This is a genomic window from Paenibacillus sp. FSL M8-0334, assembly GCF_038000405.1.
Classification (GTDB): Bacteria; Bacillota; Bacilli; order Paenibacillales; family Paenibacillaceae; genus Paenibacillus_AQ; species Paenibacillus_AQ campinasensis.
The window spans coordinates 966,611-984,931 of the sequence record NZ_JBBOCH010000002.1; the positions used below are offsets into that span (position 1 = coordinate 966,611).

The 18,321-nt window shown below is 52.5% G+C and carries 12 protein-coding genes; 8 read left to right on the top strand and 4 right to left on the bottom strand.

Translation table 11 applies throughout. The features are described 5' to 3' along the window. Positions 1-81: 81 nt before the first annotated feature. The 5 genes from MKX64_RS18560 to MKX64_RS18580 all read left to right on the top strand — a co-directional run bounded on the left by MKX64_RS18560 (position 82) and on the right by MKX64_RS18580 (position 6,395). Positions 82-774, top strand: coding sequence for a response regulator transcription factor (locus tag MKX64_RS18560; protein ID WP_095397752.1), 693 nt, complete (start codon positions 82-84; stop codon positions 772-774). A gap of 22 nt (positions 775-796) precedes the next feature. Further along, entirely contained in the window at positions 797-2,032 is a 1,236-nt protein-coding gene (locus tag MKX64_RS18565; protein WP_095397753.1) for a sensor histidine kinase, read from the top strand. 136 nt (positions 2,033-2,168) lie between these two features. Next, positions 2,169-3,845, top strand: coding sequence for a stalk domain-containing protein (locus MKX64_RS18570; RefSeq protein ID WP_445670845.1), 1,677 nt, complete (start codon positions 2,169-2,171; stop codon positions 3,843-3,845). Positions 3,846-4,042: 197 nt separating this feature from the next. After that, positions 4,043-5,308, top strand: coding sequence for a polysaccharide deacetylase family protein (locus tag MKX64_RS18575; protein WP_155617973.1), 1,266 nt, complete (start codon positions 4,043-4,045; stop codon positions 5,306-5,308). Positions 5,309-5,411: 103 nt separating this feature from the next. Beyond that, positions 5,412-6,395 carry a divergent polysaccharide deacetylase family protein gene (locus tag MKX64_RS18580; RefSeq protein WP_341036972.1) on the top strand — a complete coding sequence of 328 codons (984 nt, stop codon included), beginning with the start codon at positions 5,412-5,414 and terminating at the stop codon, positions 6,393-6,395. Positions 6,396-6,500: 105 nt separating this feature from the next. Here MKX64_RS18580 and MKX64_RS18585 read toward each other — a convergent pair whose 3' ends face one another. After that, on the bottom strand, positions 6,501-7,385 hold the full coding sequence (locus MKX64_RS18585) for an N-acetylmuramoyl-L-alanine amidase (RefSeq protein WP_341036973.1): 885 nt from the start codon (positions 7,383-7,385) through the stop codon (positions 6,501-6,503). Between the two features lie 176 nt (positions 7,386-7,561). Here MKX64_RS18585 and MKX64_RS18590 point away from each other — a divergent pair, with 176 nt between their 5' ends. Continuing rightward, positions 7,562-7,774, top strand: a complete 213-nt coding sequence (locus MKX64_RS18590) for a YqzE family protein (RefSeq protein WP_095264210.1) — start codon at positions 7,562-7,564, stop codon at positions 7,772-7,774. Between the two features lie 240 nt (positions 7,775-8,014). Here the strand turns inward: MKX64_RS18590 and MKX64_RS18595 are convergent, their stop codons facing one another. The 3 genes from MKX64_RS18595 to MKX64_RS18605 all read right to left on the bottom strand — a co-directional run bounded on the left by MKX64_RS18595 (position 8,015) and on the right by MKX64_RS18605 (position 12,152). Further along, positions 8,015-9,256 (bottom strand): hypothetical protein, encoded by a 1,242-nt coding sequence (locus tag MKX64_RS18595; RefSeq protein WP_341036974.1) that lies wholly within the window; start codon positions 9,254-9,256, stop codon positions 8,015-8,017. A 182-nt stretch (positions 9,257-9,438) separates the two neighbouring features. Next, a complete protein-coding gene (locus MKX64_RS18600; RefSeq protein WP_095264197.1) occupies positions 9,439-10,395 on the bottom strand; it encodes a YqhG family protein in 957 nt (318 codons plus the stop codon). 2 nt (positions 10,396-10,397) lie between these two features. After that, positions 10,398-12,152, bottom strand: a complete 1,755-nt coding sequence (locus tag MKX64_RS18605) for a DEAD/DEAH box helicase (RefSeq protein ID WP_341036976.1) — start codon at positions 12,150-12,152, stop codon at positions 10,398-10,400. 291 nt (positions 12,153-12,443) lie between these two features. Between MKX64_RS18605 and MKX64_RS18610 the strand changes: the two genes are divergently transcribed. Further along, positions 12,444-15,197, top strand: coding sequence for an adenosylcobalamin-dependent ribonucleoside-diphosphate reductase (locus MKX64_RS18610; RefSeq protein ID WP_341036977.1), 2,754 nt, complete (start codon positions 12,444-12,446; stop codon positions 15,195-15,197). A gap of 437 nt (positions 15,198-15,634) precedes the next feature. After that, positions 15,635-17,950 (top strand): helix-turn-helix domain-containing protein, encoded by a 2,316-nt coding sequence (locus MKX64_RS18615; RefSeq protein ID WP_095397759.1) that lies wholly within the window; start codon positions 15,635-15,637, stop codon positions 17,948-17,950. Positions 17,951-18,321 lie beyond the last annotated feature (371 nt).

Sequence of the window (18,321 nt, forward strand, 5' to 3'; positions counted from 1 at the left end):
CATAACCATAGCCAGGAAGCAACGGTCAGACTTAAGAGGCCTTCCGCCATAACATATAGCAGTAGAGTACAAGGAGGAGTCATGTCTGGAGTAACAATACTGATGGTAGACGATGAGACAGAAATTATTAAATTGATGGAAATTTACGTAAAAAACGAAGGGTATACGCTATTGACGGCTTCCAATGGTTTGGAGGCGCTTGAAATACTGAAATCTCATCCGGTGGATCTCATCATATTGGATGTGATGATGCCCCAAATGGACGGTATCGAGGCCTGTATGAAGATCAGGGAGGAGAACAATACACCGATCATTATGCTGTCAGCCAAAAGCCAGGAAATCGATAAGATCGCCGGTCTCAGCATCGGGGCAGACGATTATGTGACCAAGCCCTTCAGCCCGCTTGAGCTGATTGCACGCATCAAATCTCAGCTTCGCCGATATAAGCATCTGAACAGCAGCCGGGATCAAAACGAGAATGAAATCCTGATCGACGAGTTGTCGATCAACGTAGCCTCTCATCGGGTAATGCTGGCTGGCGAGGAGATTAAACTGACACCAAGGGAGTTCGCATTGCTGCATATGCTGGCAGTCAATCGAGGTCTGGTGCTCAGTATGGATAAAATTTACACGGAGGTATGGAACGAGCCGTTTATGGAATCCAAGAATACGGTCATGGTACATATCCGCAAGCTTCGGGAGAAGCTCGAGAAAAATCCGCAACAGCCGGAGATTATCAAAACCGTGTGGGGGATCGGATACAAGATAGAGTAAACGAAGGCAGAGGTGTCCTAACTTGAGACGAATACAGTTTAACAACATTCGAATGAAAATGCTGATTATGCTGGTAGCCAGTATCGGCATTACCGTTGCTCTGGTTATAGTTCTCTATGCGTTATGCATTCTGATCCTAAGTATTCCATATATTAATTCTCCGCTAGCCTGGATCGTCAACAACATCGGTTCCAAGCCTGTCATGTATGTCGTTGGCGTGCCCCTCTTCTTTGTGATGTATTACTTAGGGACAAGGTGGTTCATTCGCGATTTGGAATCCATTGAAGCGGGGGTCCGCGAGGTGACTGACGGACACTTCGATTACAAGATCGAGCTGCATTCGCAGGATGAGCTGGGGCGTCTAGCCTCGGGCATTAACCATATGACCGAGCAGTTGAAGCAATATCTAGAGGAAATCACGCATGGGCTGCGGGAAATTGCCAAGGGCAATTTTGATACGGAAATTCCCGTCCGCCAGGATAGTCAACTTGGCGAGGTTGCTGACAGTATCAACCAGATGAGCCGGCAGCTTCACCAGTCCATTCTGGAGGAACGCAACGCAGAGAAGACCAAGAACGATCTAATTACCGGTGTCTCTCATGATCTGCGTACCCCGCTGACATCAATTCTCGGGTTTCTAGAGGTTATTGAGGAGGATCGGTATCAGGATGAAGTGGAACTTCGGTATTTCATTAATATCGCCTATGAGAAGGCGCAAAATCTGAAGAAGCTGATTGATGATTTGTTTGAATATACAAGAATCAACAACGGTCTTCCGCTGGAAATCCGGGAAATCGACATGACCCGTTTTATAAAGCAACTGATCGAGGAATCGGTGCCGGCTATGGAAAAGTCAGGGGTTGAAGTTGAATTGGAGGCCGAGGAGGGGCTAGCGATTGTGGCTGATGGCGGCCAGCTCGTCAGGGCTTATGAAAATTTAATGTCCAATGCCATCCGGTACGGAGCGTCAGGCGGAAAAATAGATATTGCAGTCCGAAGTGAAGGCGATCAGGCGGTTGTCCGTTTCACGAATTATGGAGAGCCCATACCGGAGCGAGATTTGCCATTTATCTTCGACCGGTTCTATCGGGTGGAGGGCTCGCGTTCCAAGGAGACAGGCGGAACTGGACTCGGACTTGCCATTACAAAGAGCATCGTCGAGGTGCAAGGAGGGGTTATTTCGGTCCGAAGCGACCGACAAAGCACGACTTTTGAAACGCGTTTTCAAAAGGCAGGACAAGACTTGAATAGGGGATGAAAAGATGAGGAATAAACGTGCTTCGGTGTTGAAAAAACAAATAGCGGTTGCGGTTTGCGCCATATCAGCGCTGACTGTCCTTATTCCAACTTCCGGAGTAAACATAATCCATGCGGAACATGCAGACACCTTTCAGATGAATGAATCAGTCCCGAAAGAAGGGGCACATAAACTGATTTTCTCATCAACGAAAGCAGTGTATATACTCAATGACGCAGAAATAAGTGCAGCTCAGCCGATGATTAACCGTGGCGGCTATAATTATGTGCCGGTCAGCACGATGGCGAAACTGCAAGGATTCAGCCTCGCTTATGATGCAACGACCAAAGAGGCTAGAATAAAGGGCGGCGGCGAGGAGTATGTTTTCAAGCCTGGCAGCCGCATCGTTAAGGGGAGTGGAGCGACTTACTCAATGGAACTCCCCGCAATCACACACCGCGGAAGTATGATGGTTCCCGTTCGCGAATGGGCAAAACTTACGGAAAGCAGGCTGGCATGGGAAAACAAACAGCTCACATTATCCTGGGGAAACCAGGAGCATCCGGAGGGCTTTGCTCCTGTCGCCGATTTTACCACGGATAAGGCGGAGTATCGGCTCGGGGAGCCGGTCAAATACGAAAATCTGAGTCACGCCCCCGGCTCCAAAATCGTGAAGGAAACATGGGAGGGGAACGAATCCGCCTTCTTTGAGCCCGGAGAGCATGAGATCATGCTGGAGGTGGTCAACAGTGAGGGAGTCAAGAGCTCTGTCCGCAAAGTGATCAAGGTGCTTGATGAATCGCTGTATACGAAGGAAGAGTTTGATCGATTATTTACCCCAATTGGTCAAAAGTTTGACCTTGACGCCTCTTCTGCATTGCTTATGAATACCCTTCCTTTTACAATCGTGCCTCAAGACGGGCAGACATTCATTCGCAGTAACAGCCCCGAACATCTGACTGAGGAAGGGATTGCATATCAAGATACGATTTCAGGTGATGTGCGAATCAATATTCACAATCAGAGCCGTGCGAGCAAGGACCTGTCTGTTCATCTGATCGCTACGAATCCGGGAAGCACGCCGCTGTCCATCCGGCTTGGTGCGACCGGAATCGGGGGACCTGCGAAATATGTGTCCACCAGCGGCAAGGCGGCGATCACTCGTTACCTGGAGGCGTTCAGCAAAAAGGAGGCACCGGAGATTGTTACCATCCCGGCAGGGGAATCGGCTGTTCTGCTGCCTGATATGAGCGGCATTCCGCTTAAACCGGGTATGGTGCGAACGATGTATACCGATCTGCATACCGATCAGGAAGTCAAACTCTCCGTGGTCGTGGCTGATCCTTCGCGCGACCCGCTGGAAGCGCTGGAGGAACTGCCCGTGCTCCCTCGGGACGGCAAGCATGTGCGGGGGACGTTCCCAGGCGCGAACCGGGAAGTCGTTGTCGATAGCGGCCAGCTTGGGCTAGAACCGCAGCGTCTGGTGCTGGGGGATTCCAAACAGGATGCATTCCTGAAGGGCGTCGACGGTGTGACAGGGGAGGAAGAGACTAATATTGGAAATACAGGCGTGTTTTATTCGATGAAACTGCGAATTGCGCCAAACACGTTAGTAGCTCTTAATGCCCGGGGAGGCCACTATGCGGGCGCGCTGCTCGTTAACGGCAAGGTGGTGCAAATGACCGATGGCAGCATCTTAAGAAATCAAAGCGAGGCCGGTGTCCTGTACCGAACAGGGAGTGCCGAGGAAAGCGTGACATTTGTGTTTGTGCCTGCTTCGGGCAGCAATCTTCCCGTCAATATGCTATTTATGCCGTTGCCAAACAAATCATAATCGAATCATGCTGAAACGCTCCCTGATCAGGGGGCGTTTTTTTCTAAGTGCTCGTGTGTTCCTGTTCAAATCAATCTTTCTGACTAGAGCATCGTTTTTTCAGTTTCATTTAAGTGTTTGCTAAGCATTTAAAGACGTTAGCGTTAAGATGTCTTCCTTATACTTGCAGCAGCAAGCAAACAAGGAGGCAAACAAACATGAAAGCACAATGTACAACACAAAAATCAAACCTGGGCAGGCTTCAAGTCCAACTAAGAGGGGTGGTGCTTCTCCTCGCCTTGGTTGTCATGGTTACAGGATGCGGCGGCAACAAGGTTCCTGATGAAGTGACTCTGTCCCTGGATGGCAAAGAATTCAAGGAACCATTGGCCGAAATTCACGAAGGGCAGTTGATGGTTCCAGGATCCTTCATTAAAGACGTGCTTGGCAAAGAGGTGGAGTGGAGCGATCTTAGTGCAAAGGCCACTTCGATTTCAGAGCCAATTGTACACTATTCCGGCAAAGTCGGCGTGTTGATGTATCATGACCTGATGGAGAACCCGGATCGCGGAGACATCCTGTCCGTGGATCAATTCAGGGGACAGATGGAGCTGCTTCGGGAAGAAGGGTTCGTACCAATCAGTATGGACTTATATTTAGATTACATCGGCAAGGGAAGCGAGGTGCCGGACAATGCAGTTTTGATTACGTTTGACGATGGGTATGAGAGCTTTTACAAATACGCTTTCCCCATTCTGAAGGAATATAATTATCCGGCCGTGAACTTTGTCATCGTATCGGCAGTGGATTCACCAAGCGGTGAAGGCAGACCGAAGTTAACCTGGGAGCAGATGAGAGAAATGCAGGAACATCGGATCGGATTCTATAGTCATACCTATGACATGCACCGTTACGGGAGCATCGACGCCAAGGGTACACAGAAGCCGGTAACCACCCGGAATTTATACCTTGCAGATGAGAAACGCATCGAGACGGACGAAGAGTACGAGAAACGAATGGTGGACGACCTTATCCACGCTGAACAAAGGCTTAAGGAAGAGCTGGGCAACAACCGGAGCGTAATGGCGCTCCCATACGGGGCCTTTAACGACAAGCTGCTAGAGATTCTCGATTCCGTGGGTATTGAGGCTTCCTTCACGGTGAAGGAGGGCATCAATGAGCGGGAGGACCGAAACGGATACCGCATCAATGCCGGGCGGTCTGATCAACGTCCAGAGATAGTTCTGGCCAAATTAAAGGGTCAGGATCCGAGCCAGCGTCTGCTTGTGAATGGAGATGGAGCACAGCTTCGCATCAGCGGCACAACCGTACAATTTTCCAAGCTGCTTCAGGGCGTAAGCCCGGAGGATTCGCTTGTCCCGCTGCGGGAGGTGTGCCAGATATACGATATTAAGGTCGACTGGAATCATAATAAGAAGCTGGCGGTTATGACCACTGCTAAAATTAGCCGCACTGCAAACTGAAACCCGGCTCGGTTGTATCCATCCCCTACATAAATGATGCCCATAGTTCAAACAATATAGGTGAACGGAAGGTAGTTTTCAGAATGGAAAGGGGCTGCAAGCGATGATTCGGAGCCGTTATGTCAAGACGGGGCTCATGTTCTGTGCTGCGCTGCTGTCAGCGGGCTGCCTGGATGAGGCTGAAGCTGGTGCCTGGGCTGGTCGGTTGTCGGCCAGATCTGAAGTACCGGTAATTGGTCTGTCAACTGGCCTCCATGTGGCCAAAGACCCACAGCGTATGCCGACCACCGAGTCTAGGGGGCGCAGAACACCACCGGTAAAAGCAGGGGAACGCTATCCGGATGCCGAGGATCGAAATGCGGGGGTGCCGCAAAGCAAGAACCGCAAGCTGGCTATCATTATCGACGATTTTGGCAATGGGCAAAAAGGGACAGCCGAGATGCTGAACCTGCCTGTGAAAATTACGGTAGCGGTAATGCCATTTCTGGCCACCAGCCGTGAGGATGCAGAGAAGGCTCATCAGCAAGGGCATGATGTCATCATCCATATGCCGATGGAGCCAAAGCAGGGACAAGCCAGTTGGCTGGGGCCCGGAGCGATTACGACCTCGCTTACGGATGAAGAAATTCGCCAGCGCCTGGAGGCTGCTATTGATTCGATCCCCCACGCCATCGGTATTAACAACCACATGGGCTCTAAAGTGACCGGCGACGAGCGGGTCATGTCGATTGTTCTTGATGTATGCAAGGAGCGAGGCTTGTTCTTCATCGACAGCAAGACAAATTACCACAGCATTGCCTTGAAGCTGGCGCAAACCAAAGGGGTTCCTGCCCTCGCGAATGATCTTTTCCTTGACGATGTGCATACGGTGCCCCATGTGCAGAAGCAGCTGAAAACCGCTGCTGAACATGCGATCAGGAAGGACACCTGCATTGCGATCGGCCATGTGGGGAAGTTTGGGGGACGGACAGCTGAAGCGCTGAAGCTTTCGGTTGAGCAGATGAAAGGACAGGTGGAATTCGTTGGCATCGGCGAATTGGCGATGGAACGTTCCAGCTGGAGACCTGGTACCGTCCCTATTTTCTAAGACAAAACACAGAACCTCTCTCGGCTGTCCTTGTGACATGAGGGAGGTTCTTTTTGTCTTAGTAGCTCCTGCATTATGCGTATACAGTAAACAGGCCTGCCTTTGTCACAGGGCAGCAAAATAACTGATAATACCGTTCGCTACTGCCTCGGCAATCGCTGCTTGTCCTTTACGGGTGGTCAACATCAGCCGGTCTTCCGGATTGCTCATAAATCCGGTTTCTACAATTACAGCAGGGACATCGGTTGTGTTAAGCAGATAGAAGGGCTTGCCAACCGTCACTCGGTTGGTTCGGCTGTATAGCTGATTCAACTCGCGCTGGATCGATTCAGCGAGCAGTGAGCTTCTGCCTTCGGCCTGATGCAGCACAATTCCGCCTCGGCTTCTCGTATTTTTACTCCAGTTGACGTGAATGCTGACAATGACCTCTGTCGGGATTTCCTTGCTGAGCTGTTTACGCTGAGCCAGATCGCGCTGATGCCTGGACCTGCTGCGATGCCAGCGATTGTCGTCACTGAGCGCGTAATCTCCATCCCGATTCAGTACGGCGTGGAAGCCTTCTTTGCGAAGCAGCATGAATAACCTTCTGGAGACTTCCAGGTTGATGTCTTTTTCCAAAATGTCGCCATGCGATGTTCCTCCGTCAATTCCGCCATGTCCTACATCAATCAAAATGACATCATACGGAAAGGGATGCAGACCATGGAGCGGATACGCATCCTCCCTTTTGTTTGCTTCCGATGCGGAGGCGGGATAGGGAGAAGAAACGGTATCCTTGCTTGTCCCGGGCTGAATGCGTGGAGGCGTGTAGGCAGAGCTTCTCGAATTTTCAGCCAGCCGCAGCTTCAAATGGGCTGACTTTAGCCTTGATGGCCTGTCAGATATCTGGTGTATGGTTAATGGGAACTGCTGGGTAGCGACCGAGGCAATATCCAGCAGCGGGACTGCTGCAATGGTCCACGCAAGCATGGTTAGGATGGCTTTAATCAAGATCGATTCCTTCCTTCGATTCAATATCTGTCACGATGGGCGAAGATCCGCCTTACGCTCTTAGAATGTACACTTTCGGGAAAAACATGCCGAGTGGGTCAAGTCCGTCTAAAAGCGCTTGAAACTGCGCAAACTGATATTAGGGATGCGGAAAAACCAACAAGGAGTTGAAGACGATGGCCAGCGGTGATGAGTTGATTAAATACATTACGGAGCGTTTTGTCACCTATATGGATACGCCCCGGGAGGTACGCCGGCAGGAAAAAGGGAAGGTAAAGGAACCCTGGACGAAAAAATGGTTCGGAATGATACCATTTTCGGTCTCTTTATGGAAGGATGACATCAAAACCAGACGAAGTGGCAAAAAACATAAACAGTCTCAAGGATGAGATGATAACCATTACTCGTTATGTTCATGATCGGGAGGGGCGTTGAACGATAATACCCCGTGTGTGGCGATATCCGGCATGTGGTTGATACCACCGTGGGGCTGATTCGCCATAGATGTAAATTGGCGGTTCTGTAAGCTTGTGGGAGTCGTGGATTTTAAAAAAAGGGCGCTGACTGCAGTACAAAGTCAGCGCCCTTTTATGGTGAAAATAAAGATCATTCCGAATTCCGAACGTTACTCAATGCCGTGGAAGCGCGTGAAACACCCCATGTCCGGCAAGGCTTGAGGCTGGAAGAAAGCGCATGGTATCTGCTCCTTCCAGCGTGACTGCAGTATAAATCACAGCGGCTCCATTGTCTGCATCATGCCATCGCTGCCAGCCGTTCAAGGCGAAGGGAGCTTCATAGGCTGCGTTCCGAGAGCCGGCTGAGAATACTAGCGATGAGTGGGCCTGGAGAAGCTTCCGAAGCTCACTGCTGCTTCGGGCCTGCAGGCCGGGCGTGGTCACCCACAGCAAATTGCTGTATGAATCGCTCGCCTGATTGGCCAGCGAAGGTGTCTCCGGGAGCCAGACCTGCCGTGGATTGAATTTTACTTTTGCTTGGGCAGGGGGAAGGGCAGATTCGTGCGAAGTCGAAGCGGCTTGGCCTTTGCTTAGACTATCATCGGGTTCGACCGGCAACGCTTGCCCGGTAAAAGCGCTGATATGAAGCACCTTCTTGTCCGGCAGCCTGATATCCCACACCGGTAAGACACCGCTGTACCCTCGTTCGATGACGCTTCCTTCGGGCAATCCCGCGCTGCCTTTGAGCAGCCCTTCGGCTGCGAGACGCTCATATAACGGTGCCTGACTGAACGGAAGCGTAGAGCCGATTCCGTATTCAGTCAGACTGTAGCCGCCGTCTTCCACAGCGGTAATAATTAGATAGCCTTGCGGAAGCCCGCCTTCGGATAGCGTCACCAACCAGCCATGCGTTCCCGGACCGAGCGGGGTAAATTCAAGCTCGGCTTCAGACCAGGCTGTGAATGGAGCATGGCCGGATAAATGGTCAACGGTCTGTTCAGCGAAGGCAACAAGGCTGTCCGGCACTGCCGCAGCTAAATCGAGTCCGGACTTGTCAGCGATCGGGAGGTCAGCGATCCGGAGGTCAACGGATCGAAAGTCAACGGATCGAAGGTCAGCGGATCGCAAGTCAATGGATCGCAAGTCAGCGGATCGTGGCTCGACAGTCTGGCGATCAGGGGTTCGGATATTGGCAGTCGCTTGGTGAGCAGTCCAGAGTGAAAATACCGGGTTATCCGCAGGAATGACTTGCCCGGTCGATGAGGTGCCGCCTGCGGCGTGCCCTTGGGCAGCGCCTGTGCCTGTCGCTGCCGACACCTCGCCTGCGATCGGGGATGCCAGCAAGGCGGGCGCGAGGGTGACAGCGCATAGCAGCATCCGCCCGAAATAGGATTTAAGCGTTCGAGACAGCATCATGGAAGTCGGTTGCCTCCTTTTGTCGTCAACAATTGGATGTTGCGTACCTTAGGATGGAGTTAGATGATGAACCCCTCTATATACGCCCAGTATATCGGACAAGCTGTGCAAAGGCTGTTACAAGCTGTCGGGGTACCGTCTCAATATGAGGTTCTAAATTTGCCTTGATTTGTAGAGCGTGGTCAGGAAGAGGCGCTCACGGGCGAACACAGATGAAACAGCCCGCTGGTTATGGCGGATAAGCTCACTTTAGGCTCGTACTGCCACTGCATCTCCGATTTGCGGTTCTCATACTGCTCGGCAATCAAGGCTTTTTTCTCCTCATCTTCTTCCTTGAGCAGGTCTTCATAATAACCGTCAATGACGGCCAATTCCTGCTTAAGCCGCTCGCGCGCCTGAGCGGCCCATCCATAGTCGAGCCTGCTTAATTTCTCAATCAGGTAGTCTTCAAGCAGCGCAGCAGCTTCCGTCAGCGTCAGGACGGCTGGCTTGACATGGACACGCTCCGGCAATCTGGGATGCAGCTCCCGGCCCTCAAGCACGGCCGGAAAATGCTCAATAATCGCCCGGCTCGACATAGAAATGCCGAGAAAATGCAGCTCCTCCCGCTTCAAGTCACAGCTGAATTCCACCTTGAAGCAGACGCCCAGCCACTGCTCATAGGCGGTCGAGCGTCCTCTCTGTGCCGCCGGGGCTGATGGCTGCTGGAACAGATAGACGCACTTTCCTTCCTCGCGGGCCGCGTTCCATATTTGCGCCAGTCTGCTGCTTCCGTAAGTGACATCCTCGCGCTGGATTCGTCCCGGGCCAAGCACAGGAAGGAGAGGCGCTGTGCCATAGTACCGTGACAGCACCGGGTCCTGGCCTTGCCCGGCGGGCGAAGCGCTGTTCTTCTGCTGCTTGGCCAGCGCTTCGTCATACTTGGTCGGATCGAATACAAAGGTAAAGGACAGCGTCTCCGCCGGAGCGCCGGTACGTTCCACGAAGCCCCAGTAATACGGGCGATTGGTCAGCATTTTGTCGGCCTGGGGAGACAGCTTGACGGTGACATGCTCAGACGATTTCTCGATCACGCTGCACTCGGTGGCCTCCAGATACGTCATGAAGTGTTCCTGAACCTCCTGCGGCGTCATGGTCATCTTTAGGCTTCCTCCTCTCGTAATGGCTCCGATATGTTTTGCTGCTCCAGATCTCTGCGGATGTGCTCCAGCGAGTCGCCGAGGCTGTGAAGGCGCTGCCGGATCTCGTCGTCGTTGCCGGACTCCAGCATAATTTTGTAGAGGCTTTTCTCAATCGATTCCTTCTTCTCATACCGCTCCAGAATGACATCCAGGCCGCCGATCACCATCTCGAACATGTTGATCTTCTCGTGGAGCAGGTTCAGAATATGCTCCTCAATCGTCCCAGAGGTTGAAAGGTTGAATATTTTGACATCATTCGTCTGGCCGAGACGATGCACCCGCCCGATCCGCTGCTCTACGCGCATCGGATTCCAGGGCAGATCGAAATTGATCATATGGTGGCAAAATTGCAGGTTGATGCCTTCGCCGCCCGCTTCCGTGGCAATCATCACCTGTGCGCGTCCGCGGAACAGGTCCATCATCCAGTCTTTTTTGCCCCGGTTCATCCCGCCGCGATAAGGCACGGATATCAGTCCGTGATCCCGGAAATAATTAAGCAGATATTCCTGAGTGGCCCGGTACTCGGTGAATACGATCACCTTTTCGTTCATCTCGCGGATCAGCTCAATCGTTTTTTCCGCTTTGGTGTTGGCTTTAATGTTCTTGATCAGGTAGACAAGCTCCCAGATCTTATCGCGGAGCGGTGAGTCCTCGGGCAGCTTCTTCGACAGGTTCACCAGCGTGACAAACACGGCATCCCTGCTGCTGCACACCTCCCGCTGCAAGGTGACAAGCGACAGCATGCTGCTCAGATTGCCGCCAGCTGCCTGATACTGATCTTTAACAAAAGAGGTGACGCCGTCATACAGCGCCTGTTCGTCAGGGGAAAGATTAAGTCCGACGTTGCGGACAGTGCGTTTCGTGAACGCTACGTCGCTCTCCCCGCGGCGGTTGCGGATCATCACTTTGGACAGCTCGTCCTTGAGCTGATCCTGGTTCTTCGGCTTGCGCTTGTCGACGACGAAGTTGGCGGCGAACTGACCCTGCCCGCCGAGCTGGCCGGGCTTGAGCAGAGTGATGAGATTAAACAGCTCGCTGAGATCGTTTTGTACAGGTGTCGCCGTGAGCAGCAGGCAATATTTTTTGCGCAGCTTTTCGATGAATTTATAGTTGGACGTTTTTTTGTTCTTCAGTTTATGCGCCTCATCGATGATGAGCATGTCGTATTCCCGATTGAGCAAAATTTCCGAATGCGGATCGCGCTTGGCAGTGTCCATGGAAGCGACCACAATGTCGTTTTCCCAGGAGTACATTTTCTTCTGGGCCACGGCCGGAATGCCGAATTTGGAGTTCAGCTCACGGACCCATTGCAGCACGAGGGAGGCGGGAACGAGGATCAGCACTTTGGATACGAGCCCGCGGACCATATATTCTTTTAAAATAAGACCGGCTTCAATCGTTTTCCCAAGTCCTACTTCATCGGCCAGAATCGCCCTTCCAGACATTTCGAACAGGACGCGTCTGGCAGTATCCGTCTGGTGCGGGAGCGGAGACAGATCGCCGATATGTTTCAAGCATTGCAGCTCTTCAAAGCTTGTAACGAGACGCGATTTCTCTCCCTCGACGGCCAGCTTGGATAGACGCCAGTCGCCCCAGGGGCCTCCCTTGTCGAGGCGGCTCTCCAGATCCTCCAGCCACGACCGGTCACGGTGTATGGGAACCGGAAGGCGATTGTCCGGATGGCTGCCGACAGGTTCGGCAGGGCGGTTATTCATAGGATTCTCCTCCTCATGATGAAAGTTTCCAAGACAGCAGTACCCCTAGTATGGACGAAAACAGAAGGGTTCATAACTGTGGCGCCTTTTTGGCAGAAGGGAGGGGCCCAAAGTTCACAACTTCGGCATAGCCTGACCATATATAGTGTAGTATAATGATTCATACCTACAATATATGGTGTGTACGGCCGCAGATTTACGTTTAGCCGTATACATACTAGGGTAAGTTGTATTCGAATCAGGATAACCGGATTTAGATCATACTAATGTAGTCATGGGAGGTCGTAGCTCTTGGGTACTTTACAGAATAATCGGCTTGAAGGACTTAGCGAGAAAATCTTTTTGGATCGATATGCGTGGAAGGATGCGGATACTAGCCATGCCAAAGTCGGCGATGTCGTGCTGGTGCTGACAAAGGATGATCCGAAATTTCCGACGAAGGAAGTCGGAGAGATTGTGAAGCGGGAGGGGCGCTCCGTCACCGTCAAGACGCGGAAGGGCGAGCTGGTGGAATCGGATGTCGAGAAACTGACACTAACGATTGAGAAGACGCCGGAAGAGATGTGGGACCGGCTGGCATCGGCGATGGCATCGGTGGAGGCCACACCGGAGCTTCAGGAGGAGTGGCGTCAGAAGTTCCGTCATGTTCTGGATGACTGGAAGCTTGTGCCGGGCGGCCGGATTGCGGCCGGAGCGGGTGCGAGCGATGAGCTGACCCTGTTTAACTGCTACGTCATCCCGTCACCGAAGGATAGCCGCGGCGGCATTATGGAGACGCTGACCGAGATGACGGAAATTATGGCACGCGGTGGCGGGGTTGGCATTAACCTGTCGTCCTTGCGCCCTCGGCGGGCCATTGTAAAAGGGGTTAACGGTTCATCCAGCGGCGCCGTATCCTGGGGCGGACTGTTCAGCTACACAACCGGGCTAATTGAACAGGGCGGCAGCCGCAGGGGCGCATTGATGCTGATGATGAATGACTGGCATCCGGATATTCTGGATTTTATTACAGTCAAACAGACGATGGGGCAGGTGACAAACGCCAACCTGTCCGTGTGCGTCAGCAATGACTTCATGAAGGCGGTCAAGGAGGATCTGGACTGGGAGCTTGTGTTCCCGGACACGACTTCTCCGGATTACGATGAGGTGTGGGACGGAGACCTGGACAAATGGAGAAAAGCCGGACGTCCCGTCATTTCGTATCAAACGGTGAAAGCACGCGACATCTGGCATACGATCATTGAGTCGGCCTGGAAGTCCGCTGAGCCTGGCGTTGTATTCATGGAATATTACAATCAGATGTCCAACAGCTGGTATTTCAATCCGATTATTTGTACCAATCCATGCGGCGAACAGGGGCTTCCGGCTTGGGGCGTCTGCAACCTGTCGGCCATCAACCTGTCGAAGTTCTATGACGAAGACAAGCATGATGTGGCCTGGGATGAGCTGGCCACGACGACCCGTTATGCGGTGCGTTTCCTCGATAATGTGATCGACCGGACACCGTACCATTTTGAAGAAAACGAACAGAATCAGAAAAAAGAGCGCCGCGTCGGACTGGGCTCGATGGGATTGGCCGAGCTGATGATCAAGCTGAAGATCCGTTACGGCAGTCCGGAATCGCTGGAGTTTCTTGATAAGCTGTATGGCTTTATTGCCAGAGAGGCATATCTGTCCTCGGCCGATATTGCGGCAGAGAAAGGTTCGTTTAAGGCGTTTGATGCCGAGCTGTACTTGCAGAGCGGCTTCATGAAGAATATGACGGAGGTGTACCCGGAGGTTGCGGATGCTATCAGGGAAAAAGGTATTCGCAACGTCACCGTCATTACCCAGGCGCCGACAGGCAGCACAGGAACGATGGTGGGCACGTCAACGGGCATCGAGCCTTACTTTGCCTTCAAATATTACCGCCAAAGCCGGCTTGGCTTTGACGAGCAGTTTGTGCCGATCGCACAGGAGTGGCTGGACAGCCACCCTGGGGAGCAGCTGCCGGACTATTTCGTAACGGCGATGGATCTTTCTGCGGAGGATCATATCCGGGCGCAGGCGGCTATCCAGCGCTGGGTGGACAGTTCCATCTCGAAGACGGCCAACTGTCCGGCTGACTTTACGATTGAAGATACGAAGCGGCTGTATGAGCTTGCCTTTGATCTCGGCTGTAAAGGGGTTACGATCTACCGCGACGGCAGCCGGGATGTTCAGGTGCTTCAGACAGAGAAGAAGGATGACAAGGGCGCAGCAACGATAACGGCAGCTTCTCCGGAAACAGCGCTGGAGCAAGGAGCCGTAGGTCAGGGCAGCGAAGAGGCCGGCGGGGTGAAGCCTGCGGCAGCGGCCACGCCGGAACCGGGTTCAGCGGCGGAATCAGCAGACGAAGCCTCCGCGGGATCAGAGGCAGCGCAGACCGCATTCCTCGCTTCGTCGTCAGCTTCAGATCAAGCTCCGGGCAAGAGCGGTCTCGACAGAAACTACCAGAAGCGTCCGCAAGTGCTGCGCGGGGCGACTTACAAGATGAATACGCCGTTTGGCATGGCTTATATTACGATCAACGATTTGAACGGCACACCGGGTGAAATCTTCCTGAATGTGGGCAAGGCGGGCTCGGATGTGTTTGCGATGGCCGAAGCTTTGGGCCGCGTCTGCTCGCTGTTCCTCCGCTATGGTGAACATGGCAACAAGGTTGAGCTGCTCATCAAGCACTTGAAGGGCATTGGCGGTACGGGCGCGATCGGTTTTGGTGCGAATCGTGTGGAATCGATCGCTGACGCCGTGGCGAAGGCGCTGGAGACCCATGTTGCAGCCGGAGCGGATACCGGGCATGACCCTGCTCCGGTAGCAGCAACCACCGAGAGCGCTCCAGGGACGGACAGCGAAGAGAGCTTGGCTGGGGGTGCAGCAGCATCGTCCGGAGCAGGCTACAGCGGCGGATATCCGTCCGGCAGTTCCATGTCGCTTGACCTGTGCCCATCCTGTGGCGGCGCCTCCTTGATCAACATCGAGGGCTGCAAAACCTGCAGCAATTGCGGATACAGCAAGTGCTCGTAAGGACAACCGCATCCGAGCCTGTTCGAGGCTGCTGTGAGGTGTCAGAATGTTTACGTAGATTTTCAGAAGTAAAGAGAAGATGCATGAAGATAGTTATAAGTAAAGCGACTAAGTGAATGACTAAGTGAACCAAGTGAATGACATTCGGGTTTTAAACGAAGAGGGGCTGTTTCATCGTCCCTCTTTTTTTTATTATTGTCGCTTTTCAATCATGCCGCTTGTGACGATGATATCTGTTGGCGATCCCGGCTCTACCGTGCTGAAATGATATTTGATGCAATGGACTGTTCAGATTCTGTCCGGCTCGGCGCTTCGTTTCCTCATCCGTAAGGAATTGTACCCCGAGGCAGGGATTGTACCTTTCCCTTGCGAATAGTGAAGTGTATCATCAAATTACTTATATTTGCAAACGCTTTCTTTTTTTGAGGAGGGTACATATGCAGCGTTTATGGTCCAAGTTCTCCCCTGTGTTCCGAAGATTTCTGATTTCTTACCTGATTGTGTTGCTGATCCCGCAAGTCGCTGGTTATGCATCCTACAAGGCCTCGATTGAAGTCGCGAAATCAAGCTCCATTGAAAACAGTTTAAGTTCCTTGAATTTGGGAAAAGAAATCATCGAGCGCCATCTGGTGGAGGTGGAAGCCTTCACGAAGCAGCTGGCGATCAACCAGGATTTGTACCGGCTAATCGCTGATCCGAAGCCGCTCGACAGCAACAACGTTTACGGCTTGGGGCGCATGCAGCGCAGCTTGTCCATGTACAGCAGTACAAACGACTACCTGTCCAATTTCTTTATCTACATCCGCAATTACAATGCCATTATTACGCCGAACACCGTCTATTATCGGCCCGAGCATTATTACGCTGAGAATCGGCTTGAAGGATGGACATTCGAGGAGTGGGAAGAGGCCGTATTGAAGAAACCGCATCTGAATGAGCTGATGCCGCTCAAGAAATATAGGAGGGAAATCCGTGATTCGGTGTTTGTCGAGACGCCAGCCATTACGTTTCTCCAGTCCATTCCACTCAACAGCTTCAACAATCCGCAGGCGATGATCGGCGTTCTGATCGATGAAGATCATATGGGCAGCCTGCTGCAAAATATCGTAGACCAATACGGCGGTTGGGCGCTGGTTGCGGACCGGGAAGGCAGCCTGATCTTATCACGGGGAATCGACGAAAGTGAGGCCAGACGCTATATAGGGGCCCCGGCAGGCGAGAATGGCGAAGTCAGCCCCACAGAAGATGGCCGGCTGTTGATGTCGATCCGGTCTGACCTGAACGGGTGGACCTATATGGCTGGAATACCCGAGCAGGCGCTGATGACAAAGGCCGATAGAATCAAGCAGGTGACGATCACGTTTACGCTGGCCGCGCTGGTCATCGGCTTGCTGATCGGACTGCTGCTTGCTTATCGGCACAGTGCTCCCATCCATTCACTTCTGTCCGTGTTTCGCGAACAAAACCACGCCTCCCGGGAGAAGATCAACAACGAGTATGATTTTCTGGCCGGCAACATCGCAGCTCTGATTGCAAACAACAAATTGCTGGAGTCCTCCCTGAACGATCAGCTTCCGCTGCTTAGGGACGCGTTTATCAAACGGCTGTTGACAGGCGACTTCTATACGATGCGTGAGCTTGAGGCGGCTTCCGGCCAAACGGGTGTCCCGCTCCGCGGCGAGCGCGGCCGTGCAGGTATTCTTAAAGTGTCCGGATATGGAAGCGCTGACAGTGAGGAAATCATCCAGGAACTCAGCGTGGCGCGGCTGATCGTTCGTCAGGCCTTTAGCCGGCTGGATCACGACGTGCTGGTTACGGATTGGGGCTCAGACCAGATCGCATTCGTGCATCCTTTGGGCGAAGAGCCGATAGACGACATGAATGATCATATGGAAGCCGCTTTGCTTGAATTAATGGACTCCGTATATCGGCAACATCGATTGTCGATCACGATCGGGCTCGGTTCACCGTACGATGCGTGGAATGACGTGGCTGACTCGTTTAATGAAGCGCAGCAAGCGCTGGAATACGCCATCCATACCGGAGCGTTCGGCATGATCCGGTTCGAGGATATGATGAAAGCGACGGAGCTGTACTACTATCCGATTGAATCCGAACAACGGATGCTCAACATGCTGAAGGCAGGTGAACTTGAGGAGGCAAGCCGCCTTCTTGACCAGCTGTTTAGCCGGAATTTTGAAGAAAGGGAGCTGTCGTACGAAATGACACAGCAGTTTGTCATGGAGCTCAGGGGCACCTTTTTGAAGCTGGCGGAACAGAAGATATTCCATGACGAGTCGCTGACCGATCATATCAAGCACCAGATTACAGCCGTTTCAACGACAGATGGGGTCAGTCAACTCAGGGACAGGTTCGGAAGGCTGGTTCATGATATTTGTACAGACATTCGTAAGAAAAGAAAGGACATGTCTGCCGAGACCGTGGGCGAGATCATCCGTTACATCCATGAGCGCTATTCCGATGCGGAGTTGACGCTTTACCGGCTCGCGGAGCATATCGGTAAGCCCGAAAAGTATATCTCCCAATTGTTCAAGGAACATACGGGAAAGAATCCTTCGGACTATGTTGAACTGGTGAGGATCGGCAAGGCAGTTGAACTGCTGCAGCAGAACCATTTGACGATTGACGAAATTGCTGCACAAGTGGGGTATAACAGCGCCCATTCATTTCGGAGAGCCTTCAAGCGGGTTCGCGGCGTGTCTCCGAGCGCATTCCGGCAAATGGCCGAATAGGGAGACGACGGTTACGCCAGCCTAGGAGGCAGTCCTTGCTCTGACCACCGGATCGACGTGTTGGCGGATGTTTTTTATAGAATTCGGTAAGTGAAAAAACGAGTGAAATCAAGGGTTTGAGGGCATCCATATCCGGAATTGTACGCTGTGGAAGTAAGTGTGCCTTTACGAAGTCTAGCGTGCAATTTTATGATTACGCACAAGAAAGCGCTGTCAAAAAGTGTTCTCACTTTAACGGCAGCAATTACATCGAGGGAGGGATGGAACTGAGTACCCTATTTTCCAAGTCCAAAACAGCCGGAACTCCGAGCAGCAAACGCTCGGAAATCAGGAGAGTCGCTTACCGAAGCTTCAGAAGACATTGGCAGCTG

Bases quoted from the DNA above. Each gene is read 5' to 3' on its own strand.
- MKX64_RS18575 (WP_155617973.1), top strand. From the start codon at position 4,043: ATGAAAGCACAATGTACAACACAAAAATCAAACCTGGGCAGGCTTCAA.
- MKX64_RS18590 (WP_095264210.1), top strand. From the start codon at position 7,562: ATGGCCAGCGGTGATGAGTTGATTAAATACATTACGGAGCGTTTTGTC.
- MKX64_RS18600 (WP_095264197.1), bottom strand. From the start codon at position 10,395: ATGACCATGACGCCGCAGGAGGTTCAGGAACACTTCATGACGTATCTG.
- MKX64_RS18560 (WP_095397752.1), top strand. From the start codon at position 82: ATGTCTGGAGTAACAATACTGATGGTAGACGATGAGACAGAAATTATT.
- MKX64_RS18615 (WP_095397759.1), top strand. From the start codon at position 15,635: ATGCAGCGTTTATGGTCCAAGTTCTCCCCTGTGTTCCGAAGATTTCTG.
- MKX64_RS18580 (WP_341036972.1), top strand. From the start codon at position 5,412: ATGATTCGGAGCCGTTATGTCAAGACGGGGCTCATGTTCTGTGCTGCG.
- MKX64_RS18595 (WP_341036974.1), bottom strand. From the start codon at position 9,256: ATGATGCTGTCTCGAACGCTTAAATCCTATTTCGGGCGGATGCTGCTA.
- MKX64_RS18570 (WP_445670845.1), top strand. From the start codon at position 2,169: ATGAATGAATCAGTCCCGAAAGAAGGGGCACATAAACTGATTTTCTCA.
- MKX64_RS18605 (WP_341036976.1), bottom strand. From the start codon at position 12,152: ATGAATAACCGCCCTGCCGAACCTGTCGGCAGCCATCCGGACAATCGC.